The 11726-nt window shown below is 45.2% G+C and carries 13 protein-coding genes; 6 read left to right on the forward strand and 7 right to left on the reverse strand.

Annotation, left to right across the window (positions count from 1 at the left end):
• The first annotated feature begins 22 nt into the window (after positions 1 to 22).
• Entirely contained in the window at positions 23 to 898 is an 876-nt protein-coding gene (locus QUB64_RS15775) for a hypothetical protein (protein WP_333343252.1), read from the forward strand.
• Positions 899 to 1210: 312 nt separating this feature from the next.
• Complete coding sequence (locus QUB64_RS15780; protein WP_333271530.1) at positions 1211 to 3313, forward strand: M3 family metallopeptidase; 2103 nt, start codon at positions 1211 to 1213, stop codon at positions 3311 to 3313.
• A 231-nt stretch (positions 3314 to 3544) separates the two neighbouring features.
• On the opposite strand, the gene QUB64_RS15785 is transcribed toward QUB64_RS15780, so the two are convergent.
• A complete protein-coding gene (locus tag QUB64_RS15785) occupies positions 3545 to 3808 on the reverse strand; it encodes a hypothetical protein (protein WP_333271532.1) in 264 nt (87 codons plus the stop codon).
• 334 nt (positions 3809 to 4142) lie between these two features.
• On the opposite strand from QUB64_RS15785, the gene remA reads away from it, so the two are divergent.
• Positions 4143 to 4409 carry an extracellular matrix/biofilm regulator RemA gene (remA, locus tag QUB64_RS15790; protein ID WP_172193250.1) on the forward strand — a complete coding sequence of 89 codons (267 nt, stop codon included), beginning with the start codon at positions 4143 to 4145 and terminating at the stop codon, positions 4407 to 4409.
• Between the two features lie 78 nt (positions 4410 to 4487).
• Positions 4488 to 5051 carry a guanylate kinase gene (gmk, locus tag QUB64_RS15795; RefSeq protein WP_333271535.1) on the forward strand — a complete coding sequence of 188 codons (564 nt, stop codon included), beginning with the start codon at positions 4488 to 4490 and terminating at the stop codon, positions 5049 to 5051.
• Between the two features lie 24 nt (positions 5052 to 5075).
• Here the strand turns inward: gmk and QUB64_RS15800 are convergent, their stop codons facing one another.
• On the reverse strand, positions 5076 to 5798 hold the full coding sequence (locus tag QUB64_RS15800; RefSeq protein ID WP_333271538.1) for a hypothetical protein: 723 nt from the start codon (positions 5796 to 5798) through the stop codon (positions 5076 to 5078).
• 142 nt (positions 5799 to 5940) lie between these two features.
• Between QUB64_RS15800 and xseA the strand changes: the two genes are divergently transcribed.
• Together xseA and xseB are read left to right on the forward strand one after the other, a co-directional pair.
• Complete coding sequence (gene xseA / locus QUB64_RS15805) at positions 5941 to 7101, forward strand: exodeoxyribonuclease VII large subunit (protein ID WP_333271541.1); 1161 nt, start codon at positions 5941 to 5943, stop codon at positions 7099 to 7101.
• A gap of 5 nt (positions 7102 to 7106) precedes the next feature.
• Positions 7107 to 7334 carry an exodeoxyribonuclease VII small subunit gene (gene xseB, locus QUB64_RS15810; protein WP_333271544.1) on the forward strand — a complete coding sequence of 76 codons (228 nt, stop codon included), beginning with the start codon at positions 7107 to 7109 and terminating at the stop codon, positions 7332 to 7334.
• Positions 7335 to 7583: 249 nt separating this feature from the next.
• On the opposite strand, the gene QUB64_RS15815 is transcribed toward xseB, so the two are convergent.
• From QUB64_RS15815 to QUB64_RS15835, 5 genes are all read right to left on the reverse strand, one after another.
• Positions 7584 to 7715 (reverse strand): hypothetical protein, encoded by a 132-nt coding sequence (locus QUB64_RS15815; RefSeq protein ID WP_333271547.1) that lies wholly within the window; start codon positions 7713 to 7715, stop codon positions 7584 to 7586.
• A gap of 359 nt (positions 7716 to 8074) precedes the next feature.
• Positions 8075 to 8635 carry an REP-associated tyrosine transposase gene (locus QUB64_RS15820; RefSeq protein ID WP_333271550.1) on the reverse strand — a complete coding sequence of 187 codons (561 nt, stop codon included), beginning with the start codon at positions 8633 to 8635 and terminating at the stop codon, positions 8075 to 8077.
• 644 nt (positions 8636 to 9279) lie between these two features.
• Positions 9280 to 10344, reverse strand: a complete 1065-nt coding sequence (locus tag QUB64_RS15825; RefSeq protein ID WP_442921664.1) for a formylglycine-generating enzyme family protein — start codon at positions 10342 to 10344, stop codon at positions 9280 to 9282.
• Positions 10345 to 10354: 10 nt separating this feature from the next.
• Positions 10355 to 11230: a trypsin-like peptidase domain-containing protein gene (locus QUB64_RS15830; RefSeq protein WP_333271553.1), complete on the reverse strand. Its 876-nt coding sequence runs from the start codon at positions 11228 to 11230 to the stop codon at positions 10355 to 10357.
• Positions 11231 to 11237: 7 nt separating this feature from the next.
• A complete protein-coding gene (locus tag QUB64_RS15835) occupies positions 11238 to 11570 on the reverse strand; it encodes a CU044_2847 family protein (RefSeq protein WP_333271556.1) in 333 nt (110 codons plus the stop codon).
• Positions 11571 to 11726: the final 156 nt, after the last annotated feature.

Here is an 11726-nt window from a genome sequence, read left to right on the forward strand (position 1 = left end):
ACTGAAAAAAGGATATAAATCGATGCTCCACCCAGTCGCGCCACCTTACCAACAACGAGAAAATATTATGACCCAAAGAGCCGTGCGGAAGCCAAACCCCTCTGCTAGAAACCACTTGAGGCAAAGTTTTCCTCAAAGACACTGGCTGGAAGTGGCAGAGTACGCCTCTCTGGCGGCCTCTGGTGTGGGTTCCCTGGCGGTGGCTGTGTCGGGTCAAGCTTTTTACGGAGTGGCTCCGCTAACTTTGGCTTTGTCGCTAAATGTGGCTAACCGATATCGGTTCGAGCAGCAAGTGCGGGTTCATCAAAATTCGGAACTAGCCCAAGTGCAAAAGTCTGTAAATAAAGTCGAAAAAACGGCGGTGACGGTAATTGTTAAATTGCGCAAGCAGTTGTCTGCTGATATTGCAGCGCTGCGCCAGCAAATGGCTGCACTTCCTAGGGCTGAAGGTTTTGAGGAGTCCCTCGACATCGAGCGGCAATTGCTGAGTTTGGGAGAGTCGGTAGCTTCTTTGCAAGAAATTGTGGCGTCTGCTGTGCTCGATGTTCGCCAGCAGGTGAGCGCACAGCTTCGAGATTTATCGGTTGGCCAACCGGCAAATCTCGAAGCTGTGGAACAGGCGATAGAAAAACTGCAAAGCGCGACGAAAGGCTTAGCAGAAACTGCGATTACCCGAGACGACTGGGAAGTAGTAAATACTCGATTTTTTGAAATCCAGAAAGTCATGGCCAATCTGCAAAGCCAACTGCAAGCTCCCGCGCAGCAATCGACTCCGGATTTGTCTGTAGTCCAAGCTCAAATCCACCGTTTGGAACACGAGCAACAAGAAGTTGTTAAACCTCATCTCAAGCGCTTAATCTCAGTTGTCAAGGAGTTGCAGCACACGCAAGATAGTTGACAGTTGACAGTTGACAGTTGGCAGTTGGCAGTTGATAGTTGGCAGTTGGCAGTTGATAGTTGGCAGTTGGCAGTTGGCAGTTGATAGTTGGCAGTTGGTCATCAGTCAGAAGGAAGATTTTCTCCTTCTCTCCCTCTCCCCCTCTCCCCCTCTCCCCCTCTCCCCCTCTCCCCTTCTCCCCTTCTCCCCCTCTTCCCTTCTCCCATTCTCTCCCTCTCCCGGCTGGAGTCCGACTTTTTGGACAACTGTGTTACAAATTGAAAAGGTAATCTGTCTAGTTCACCTGTTTTCAACCTGTTACAAGAAAATTAAATGACCGCAACCGTAACTGTTACTGATAACCCGTTATTAATTGGCAAAGGATTGCCACCGTTTGATGCGATCGCACCAGAACACGTAGTCCCCGCCGTTACCCAACTTCTGAGCGAACTAGAAGCCGAGCTAGCTGCCTTAGAAGCCTCTGTCGAGCCGACTTGGAGCGGCTTAGTTGAACCATTGCAGCGGCTCGGAGAGCGTTTAAATTGGACTTGGAGCATTGTCGGACATTTGATGGGGGTGAAAAATAGCCCGGAATTGCGATCGGCTCACGAAACAGTGCAGCCGGAAGTAGTAAAATTTTGGAGCAAGCTCAGTCAAAGCAAACCGCTTTACGAAGCTTTTAAAGCGCTGCGGGCGATCGAAAATTGGGACAGTTTAGAGTCAGCTCAACAGCGAATTGTCGAAGCTTCCCTCCGAGATGCTCAACTTTCCGGCGTCGGTTTAGAAGGCGAGCAAAAAGAGCGTTTCAATGCCATTCAATTAGAAATGGCCGAAATTACTACCCAATTTTCCAATCACGTCCTCGACGCTACCAAAGCTTTCAGTATCACCCTCACAAACAAAGACGAAATTGACGGTTTACCGCCAAGTTTGTTGAGTTTAGCAGCTCAAGCGGCTCGCAGTGCCGGCGCCGAAAATGCCGATGCGGAAAATGGCCCTTGGCGGATTACTTTAGACTTCCCGAGTTACGGCCCTTTCATGCAGCACAGCACTCGCCGCGATTTGCGCGAAAAGTTGTACAAAGCTTTTATCAGCAGAGCCAGTAGCGGAGAATTGAATAACTGGCCTTTGACCGATCGCATTTTAGCACTGCGCCAGGAAAAAGGAGCTTTGCTCGGGTTTAGCAGTTATGCCGAATTGAGCTTGGCGAGCAAAATGGCTCCTAACGTTACAGCAGTGGAAGCTTTGTTAGAAGAATTGCGCTTAGCTAGTTACAGCGCTGCTGTCAAAGATTTAGAAGAATTGAAAGCTTTTGCTGCCACCTCATGCGCGCCGGAAGCTGCGGATTTGAAGCACTGGGATATTGGTTTTTGGTCGGAACGGCAGCGGGAAAAAAAGTTTGCTTTTAGTGCCGAAGAATTGCGCCCTTATTTTGCTTTGCCGCAGGTATTGGAGGGGTTGTTTGGATTAGTAAAAAGGCTGTTCGGCGTGACAGTAACTGCGGCGGACGGTCAAGCTCCTGTGTGGCACAAAGATGTGCGCTATTTCAGAATAGATGATGAAGCGGGAAATACGCTCGCCAATTTCTATTTAGACCCCTACAGCCGCCCCGAGGAAAAGCGCGGCGGTGCTTGGATGAACGAGTGCGTGGTGCGCGCTAAATTTGTGGAAGCGGGCAAGACAACAACGCGTTTACCGGTGGCGTATTTGGTGTGCAACCAAAGTCCTCCGGTTGACGGAAAACCGAGTTTAATGACTTTCTTGGAAGTAGAAACTTTGTTTCACGAATTCGGTCACGGTTTGCAGCATATGCTGACAACGGTAGACTATCCGGGGGCTTCTGGCATCAATAATGTTGAGTGGGATGCGGTGGAATTGCCCAGTCAATTTATGGAAAATTGGTGTTACGATAGGGCGACTTTGTTCGGGATGGCAAAGCATTACCAAACCGGGGAAAATTTGCCGGAACACTATTACCAAAAGCTGCTAGCAGCGCGCCACTACATGAGCGGCAGTGCCATGCTCAGGCAAGTACATCTTAGCAGTGTTGACATCGAATTGCACCACCGCTATCGATCGGGCGGCAGCGAAACTGTGGCGGATGTCCGCAAGCGCATTGCTAAAACTACGACTGTTTTGCCTCCTCTGGAAGGAGACGCATTTTTGTGCGCTTTCGGACACATTTTTGCGGGCGGTTACGCGGCGGGCTATTACAGCTATAAATGGGCGGAAGTGCTGAGTGCTGATGCTTTTGCGGCGTTTGAGGAGGCTGGTTTGGAAGATGAAAGTGCGATCGGCTCTACAGGTAAACGCTTCCGAGATACAGTGTTAGGATTGGGTGGCAGTTTGCACCCGATGGAAGTGTTTAAAACTTTCCGGGGACGCGAACCGAGCACTAAAGCTTTGTTGAAACACAGCGGTTTAGTTGCGGCTTAATCAACTGTGGAATAAGTGGGATTAATGCGGGTAAATGTATCTGTATTAATCCCTATTTTTTTTCTGACTTCCCAGGTTTGTAGTGAGGACTTTAGTCCTTTGATTGATGCGGACTAAAGTCCTCACTACGAACCTATTTTATTTTAGAAGATCGTTCCCAGGTTTGATCGTTCGGAATGCAAATCCTTTGATTGATGCGGACTAAAGTCCTCACTACGAACCGATTTTATTTTAGAAGATCGTTCCCAGGTTTGTAGTGAGAAATGCGAGTCCTTCATTGATGCGGACTAAAGTCCTCACTACAAACCCATTTTGTTTGAGAATATCTAGCAATAAATATTTGTACTTTAACAGGTGTTTCCTCATGTTTATGTGGAAAATTAAGAATTGTGTGCGCTTGTCACCAGCTTTTAGGTGAGGTTGAAGGCTCATCAAAGTAGCAGCATTTGTCAATACTGTCAGTATAAACTGCCTTTGGCGAAGATTTGCTATCATTAATCAGTGATTGTACTTAACTTTCCCTATACTTGAAATTTCCTTTATATTTCGCAACATTTACTGGCTGTTTTCTCCATACAGCTAAAGCTTTTATTCGTAACGATAAATTGAGGATTTTACCGAATCTTTAATATACAGCGGTCAACAGCGGTAGTTTTTTAAAGTTTTGATAAAGAGCGGCAGACTCTGCCTCAAAAAAGAGAAAAAAATGAAGGTAAAAAATTAAAAATTTTTGTTATGAATAATTTTAACCTTGTCAGAATAAATATTTTTATATATGATGATAAGTAAGGATTGATAGTTACTCGTTCACCTATAGATTGAGATATTCATGGATATTCAATTAATTAATATCGGCTTTGGTAATATTGTGTCTGCTAACCGAGTGATTGCCATTGTCAGTCCCGAGTCAGCGCCAATTAAGCGTATAATTACTGATGCGCGGGAGCGGGGACAACTGGTTGATGCTACTTACGGCCGCCGCACGAGAGCGGTAATTATTACAGATTCGAGTCACGTCATCCTGTCGGCGATTCAGCCGGAAACGGTGGCTAATCGTTTTGCGATCGGCAAAGACGGTCAAGGTCGGGATGATTGAGGTTTGTCGGTTGCAATTTGAGCACTTACAGTATAGAGTAAGCGGAAACTTAAATTGTTACACGTTTCTCTTCTAAAAATGAAATCCGGTAAATTAATTGTTCTGACGGGGCCCAGCGGTGTGGGGAAAGGCACCTTAGTGCGATCGCTCCTCAACCGCCATCCCGAATTATATCTTTCGGTATCGGTGACAACTCGTAAGCCCCGTGAGGGAGAAGTTGAGGGACAACACTATTATTTTGTCAGCCGCAGCCGTTTTGAGGAAATGGTTGAGGCTGGCGAATTGGCAGAATGGGCTGAGTTTGCAGGTAATTTTTACGGTACTCCATATTTTGCTCTCAAACAGGGAATCGGTGAGGGAAAATGGGTAATCCTGGAAATTGAACTCGAAGGGGCGAGACAAATTAGAAATAAGTTTCCGGAGGCTTTGCGACTGTTTATTTTACCTCCTTCTTGGGAAGAATTGGAGCGCAGGCTGCGGAGTCGGGGTCAAGATTCGGAAATTGCGATCGCCCGTCGGTTGCTGCGGGCTAAAGAGGAAATTGAAGCTGCGGGCGAATTCGATTTCCAAGTTGTCAACGACGATTTGGAAGTAGCTTTAAAAGGACTGGAATCCGTGTTGTTTGTTAGCGAAAGAAAATAAGAGTATGATAATTTGATCTTACAATTACCGATTACCGATTACCCATTTTTCAGTCCGCGCTAAAACTTCGGTACTTTCTTTGATAGCAACACAAACTTTTAAATTCAATTCCAGAGTTTCGGAGGCAGGCGAAAATTTCCTCAGCGGTTCGATTTCGCGAGCCGAACAGCCCAACATTTCCATATAAGCTAGCGTCCACCCAATAGCTGCAATGTCGCTTACATACCTTTCTCCGGCACACAGGTGACAACCCGATTCGCCCTCTGGGTAGCACTCCGGGCAAACCCAATTGTTGAATTGTGAATTTATCTGAATTGTACGGGAGGCTGAGGCAATTGTTAAGGCTTTAATGTGGTTCTGAACTACTTGTTTAAAACCTCGGTTTTGGTGGCTGCGGTAATCGGAATTATTGTGCGATCGCCCGTTAGCGAAGCCCTCGGAGAGGCTCGCAATTCCTGACTGTGGCGGCGCCGCCTCAGATGCTGTTTTGTTCTCTCTTTTGACTCCAGATTCGCCCAGATTCGCCGTTAGCTGAATGCCGCAGTCTTGAGACTCTTCAGTCCGAGACTGGTGGAGTGCGCTATCAGAATCGGATGCTGCGCCATCGGCAAAATCTTGCATCGAGAGGTGATGTTCGATCGCCAAAGACCAAGTTCTTTTATGTCTGAGATCGCCATACTTTCTGGCTTCGGCATCAGTAATGCCGATCGCCGCAGCCTCTTGGCGCAGCACATTCATCGAAGTCATGACATCTGATATCATTAGTTTGTTTGCTGTTAATTTACCTTCGCCGGTAGAGAAGCCCTCGCAGAGGATAGACCTACAAATAAATACCTTAGATATAGTAGCCTAAATCTCAAATCTAAAATCTAAAATCTACAATTGTTTAATGAATTCAATTTTTCCTGACACAACGTTATCGGTGGGCGGACTAACATCATACCTGCAAGAGTTGCTGGAGGGCGATCGCAATTTGCGATCGGTTTGGCTGATCGGCGAGGTGTCCAACGTTTCGCAACATCCCAGCGGCTGCTTTTTCACTCTCTGCGATCCAGACAAAAGCGCTGCAATTCGCTGCGTGGTGTGGAATTCTCAGCGACAGAAATTGACGCAAATGCCCGTAAAAGGCGAACAATTGCTGGTGTTGGGAAGCATCCGGATGTACAAAAATCGCGGCGAGTACCAGTTGACTGTGGTGCAATCGCTACCGGCTGGGGAAGGATTGGAGGCTTTGCGGTTGCAGCAATTGCGATCGCGCTTGGAAGCCGAGGGTTTCTTCGATCCTGCCAGAAAGCGCCCGATTCCCGCACACCCCCAGATTGTGGCGGTGGTGACATCGGATACTGGCGCTGCTTGGGGGGATATTCAGCGCACGTTAGCGCAGAGATATCCGGGTTTGCGGGTGTTGCTGTCGCCGACTTTGGTGCAGGGAGATTTGGCTGCGGCTGCGATCGTCAGGGCGATCGCCCGTGTAGAATTGGACGGTAGGGCTGATGTGATAATTTTAGGGCGTGGCGGCGGTTCTGCGGAGGATTTGGCTTGTTTTAACGATGAAAGAGTCGTCAGGGCGATCGCCAATTGTGCCATACCAATTATCACAGGAATCGGACACGAAAGAGACGAATCTCTAGCCGATTTAGTAGCCGATAAACGAGCGCACACTCCGACGGCTGCCGCTACCCAAGCCGTACCAATTTTAGCAGATATTTACTGGGAACACAAGCAGAGAACGCTCAATTTAGCAAGTGTTGTGCGGGCAAGATTTCAGACAGAATCAGAGCATTTGGAACTGTTAAAAAGTCGCTTAAAAAGATTGCCGACGACATCGCGAACTTTGCGGCAGGCAACTGGTAAACTGGAGGTATTGCAAGAAAAGTTAGCCGCCCTAAATCCGGCTGCGGTTTTGCAAAGGGGTTATGCAGCCGTAATCCAAGCTGACGGTACAATTGTCCGCAAAACTGACGGTTTGGAATTGGGAGAGGAGTTGACGGTGAGGTTGAGTCGGGGCGTGCTGAAGGTTAAGATTGTGGAAGTGTTGGATGTACAATAAATGTTATGGTTAAGTCGAAATTGCGCCAGTCTGACTGGAATTACGAGCAAACGGTCGATCGCATTGAAGCAATTATCGATCGGGTGGAGTCGGGAGAATTGCCACTAGAAGAGGTTTTTGAGCAGTTTGCGGTGGCTGTAGAGTGTTTGCAGGAGTGCGAAGGTTTTCTGGCGCGGGGGAAGGAACAGATGGATTTGGCGATCGAGCTTTTGGGTGCGGAACCCGATTTTTAACCGCAGATTATTGATATTATTGAACTAATAAAATAAAAAAAACATCCCCAAATCCTGTAGGGGCGGGTTCGCCGACATCTCTGAAACCCACAAACAATCTCACAAACCCGCCCCCACCACACGATAAATTTACATCAACATCTTACCAATAAATTCATCGTACATTTTAATTGTCTGTTGGGTGGGGGCGGGTTTACAATATTATTTGTTTGTGCCATAAATTGTTGGTGAACCCGCCCCTACAGACAATTAAATTACATAAATATTTAACCAATGAATTTCCAAACAAACATCCCAAAATCCTGTAGGGGCGGGTTCGCCGACATCTCTGAAACCCACAAACAATCTCACAAACCCGCCCCCACCCCACGATAAATTCACATCAACATCTTACCAATAAATCAATCGTACATTTTAATTGTTCGTTGGGTGGGGGCGGGTTTACAATATCATTCATTTTCCCGATAGATGGTGGGTGAACCCGCCCCCACCCACCTTAAAATTCCATCTATATTTTAAACAAAAAAACATCCCAAATACTGTAGGGGCGGGTTCACCAACCATCTACAAAACAGACCAACAATCTCACAAACCCGCCCCCACCCCACGATAAATTCACATCAACATATCACCAATAAATTTATCGTACATTTTAATTGTTCGTTGGGTGGGGCGGGTTTACAATATCATTCATTTTTGCCATGAGTTATTGGTGAACCCGCCCCTACAGATTTGGGTTACTATAATGATAAATTCATCGGCAATACATTTTCACTATCTAATTTAATATCAATTTTATTAGAATAGTAAAACTTTTGTGATGGGTGCATTTCATCCATTTCCCACTTAAACGGATTATTTATAATATATTCCTGAATTTTCGAGAATGTTGCCTCATTGCGAATAATATGTTCATAATAACCCCTTTGCCATACAGGTATTTGTGAAACAGAACGTATTTGATTGATCCGCCGGGAAGAAAAGGTTTTTAAACCTCTCACAATTTCCGATAAACCCTGACGTTTATTCCGTTGTTTTATGAGAATAATTCCATGAATATGATTTGGCATAATCACAAAGGAATCTAATTCAATATGAGGATACACCCTTGTGAGATTAAACCAATTAAAGTTAACGACTTCACCGTAGCGGCTTAATAAAACATTCCCCTCTTGAATCTCACTTAATAAACATTCACGTTGCCAAATACAAATTGTTACAAAATATGCACCTGATTGGCTATAGTCGTATCCTGGTAGACGAATAGAACGGCGATGATGGATATGAGGATTGTATTTCATGATTTTTGTAAAAATACAACATTATAATTATACAGCCTGTAGGGGTGGGTTCACCAACCATCTACAAAACAGACCAACAATTTCACAAACCCGCCCCCACCACACGATAAATTCACATCAACATCTTACCCAATAAATTTTTGGTACATTTTGATTGTCTGTTGGGTGGGGCGGGTTTACAACATCATTCATTTTTGCCATGAATTGTTGGTGAACCCGCCCCTACAAATTCTGAAATTATCTCAATATTTGACCTGGCAAATACAAAAAAATATCCGATAATCCTGTAGGGGCGGGTTCACCAACCATCTCTAAAACCCACAAATAATTTACAAAAACCCGCCCCCACCACACGATAAATTCAGATTAACATCTTACCAATAAATTTCTGGTACATTTTGATTGTCTGTTGGGTGGGGCGGGTTGACAATATTATTTGTTTGTGCCATGAATTGTTGGTGAACCTGCCCCTACAAATTCTGAAATTATCTCAATATTTGACCTGGCAAATATAAAAAATATCCCAAAATTCTGTTAGGCATAGATGGTTGACAAAGGCAAAAAAAAATCGAGTCGCCAGGGGCGACCAACAAGTGAAAAATTAAGAAGTGTAAAGAGCAAGAGGGTAAAAGTGTAAAGAGCTATTAAGTCCACGCAGCGACACACACAACCCGAAAACCGTTGAGGAAGTTGACGATGTCCGGCGCATGGTTGAGGCGAATCGCCGAACGGCAGTTCCTCGGATAGACGAGCCACGAACCACCGCGCAGCAGCCGAGTTCGGTTATCTTTTGCCTCAGTATGGACTAATAAATCAATGCTGTTTTGATAACGATTATCATTACAAGTCTCATCCCAAACCCTACCATCACCAGGCGCACCGTCATAACTATCATGCCAAGGGTCTGCACACCACTCCCAGACGTTTCCGTGCATATCGTAGAGTCCAAAGGCATTGGCTACCCCAAAACTACCCACAGGCATTGTTTGTTCGCGGTAAATTCCTTTAGACCCAGCAGCATAAGTATAATTACCATTATAATTGGCTAAATCTGTCGTAATTGTTTCCCCAAAGTGAAACGGCGTGTTTGTCCCAGCGCGACAGGCGTATTCCCATTCTGCTTCACTGGGTAAGCGGTAAGTCTTGCCAGTTTCTAGGGAGAGGCGAGCACAAAATTCGACGGCATCATACCAAGAAACCGTTTCAACAGGGCGATTCACACCTTTGAAACATGAAGGATCTGGATTGAGTTCGCGGTTAACTTGAGGCAGATTTGCTACAATTTTCCATTGAGCTTGGGTGACAGGATATTTGCCCATAAAGAAAGCTGGGACAGTCACTGGGTGCGGAGGGCCTTCATCGTTGCTTCTCTCAAGTTCATTTTCTGGCGAACCCATTAAGAAGCTGCCTTGAGGAATATGTAGCATTTCTAGCTGGACGCCATTACCCAATTTTTCGATGAAGTTCCCAGATTGCGGATGCGAATCATTGCCTGTTTGAGATGAGCGTAATTCTAAGTTGTCAATTTCTTTGTGTACTTGTTCTATCTGGTTCTCTAAAACTTTGATTTTCGCTTGAATAGAAGGTTTATCAAACTCATTTACTGTTGTTTCCAATTGTGTATAAGCTGAATCAAATTGTTTGTATAGAAGCTCTAAATATTGTTTTTTGCGAACAATTAACTTTTCATTGTTGTTTTTATTATTCATAGATAACTATTCAGTTAGATAAACTATCAATTTCTCGTTCTAATGTCATGATTTCTGTTTCGAGACCTTTGATTTTCTGTTTAAGGCTAACAATATCAGTGTCATTTAAGGTGTAGCCAAGCTGATTGTAAGCTGCTTCATACTTAGCGCACAAGATAGAGTAGTTACTTTTTAAGGCCTTCAACTTTACTTGGCGAAAAGATGGCAAACTATCAAGAGATTGCCTCATGGACGAAGGATTGTGTGCGATCGATCGCTCTAAATCCAACCATGCACCTCGTAAAATTGCAGTAGGAATCATAAATGCAGCGGTCACATCTGTTCGTCGCTTTTCTGCCGCTACCGCCATTCCGACTACTCCTTGCAGCGATTCATCCCATACAGGCGCACCGCTAAACCCTTGTTCAACGGGCCGATTTTGAGCTGCTACAGCATCTATTTGCACCCAGTTATTTGCAGTGCGATCGCGCAGAGTGGCAGTTGCCCATATTCCCAGATCGTGCCCCTGTGGAAATCCAAAAATTCTGATCGGATGCTGCCAATAATCTTCAGCACCAACCAAGTATACTGGTTGTATGTTAGGCAAACTACCCTCTAATTCTAACCCGGCAATGTCTTCTCCGGAGAGCGATGGATTAACTGGCTGCCAGAATACAACCTTGGACTTTACTTTTTGCCCTGCTGCAATTAGCGGAAAATCTAATTCGATCGTACCAGTTGGCTGTTCTTGAGTGTTCTGAGCAATACTCAAAGCTGCTGCGACAACATGAGCACAGGTAATCAGATAGCGATCGGATACTAAAAAACCCGCTCCAACTACTGCGCCATTAGCGTGATATATGCGGGCGATCGCTCCTTTAAAAGCTTGAAAATAGTTGTTATTCATGATGAGATTAACTTGATTTATTCTGCTTCCATTTCAGGGTAATCTCGTAATTGACTTCCCCTCCAATTGATGTAAATACTGCTCCAGCATCGGCCGTCAGTTTAATGCCAAACTTGACCTCTACTTCATCAGCAGGAGTATTTAAGTCCTTGAGTTTAGAAAGAATAGTAGATGCTACAGGTTTAATTCGATCGAGAGCTTGTTCAAAACTTTGTTGAGCTTTGACAACCATCTGTCCGGAAGGCAGTGCGACTCGTTGGATAGTTCGGGATTCTGGCTCTTCTATTTCTACTAAAAATGTAGTGCCATCTTCTAAGGAAAACTCGGCTAGTTGTGCCATTGGAATGCTTACCTAAAATTTATAGAAGAGTATTTAGATATTGGGCGATTTGATTATATCACTTCTGTGTATAGCCGAGTCTCAGAAAGATGAGGTACTTGACGGGCATAGGGCATAGGGCATAGGGCATAGGGCATAGGGCATAGGGCATAGGGC

This window comes from Microcoleus sp. Aus8_D2 (assembly GCF_036702665.1).
Taxonomy (GTDB): Bacteria; Cyanobacteriota; Cyanobacteriia; order Cyanobacteriales; family Microcoleaceae; genus Microcoleus.

Bases quoted from the DNA above. Each gene is read 5' to 3' on its own strand.
- QUB64_RS15835 (WP_333271556.1), bottom strand. From the start codon at position 11,570: ATGGCACAACTAGCCGAGTTTTCCTTAGAAGATGGCACTACATTTTTA.
- QUB64_RS15775 (WP_333343252.1), top strand. From the start codon at position 23: ATGCTCCACCCAGTCGCGCCACCTTACCAACAACGAGAAAATATTATG.
- gmk (WP_333271535.1), top strand. From the start codon at position 4,488: ATGAAATCCGGTAAATTAATTGTTCTGACGGGGCCCAGCGGTGTGGGG.
- QUB64_RS15830 (WP_333271553.1), bottom strand. From the start codon at position 11,230: ATGAATAACAACTATTTTCAAGCTTTTAAAGGAGCGATCGCCCGCATA.
- remA (WP_172193250.1), top strand. From the start codon at position 4,143: ATGGATATTCAATTAATTAATATCGGCTTTGGTAATATTGTGTCTGCT.
- QUB64_RS15800 (WP_333271538.1), bottom strand. From the start codon at position 5,798: ATGACTTCGATGAATGTGCTGCGCCAAGAGGCTGCGGCGATCGGCATT.
- xseB (WP_333271544.1), top strand. From the start codon at position 7,107: ATGGTTAAGTCGAAATTGCGCCAGTCTGACTGGAATTACGAGCAAACG.
- xseA (WP_333271541.1), top strand. From the start codon at position 5,941: ATGAATTCAATTTTTCCTGACACAACGTTATCGGTGGGCGGACTAACA.
- QUB64_RS15820 (WP_333271550.1), bottom strand. From the start codon at position 8,635: ATGAAATACAATCCTCATATCCATCATCGCCGTTCTATTCGTCTACCA.
- QUB64_RS15785 (WP_333271532.1), bottom strand. From the start codon at position 3,808: ATGATAGCAAATCTTCGCCAAAGGCAGTTTATACTGACAGTATTGACA.
- QUB64_RS15825 (WP_442921664.1), bottom strand. From the start codon at position 10,344: ATGAATAATAAAAACAACAATGAAAAGTTAATTGTTCGCAAAAAACAA.
- QUB64_RS15780 (WP_333271530.1), top strand. From the start codon at position 1,211: ATGACCGCAACCGTAACTGTTACTGATAACCCGTTATTAATTGGCAAA.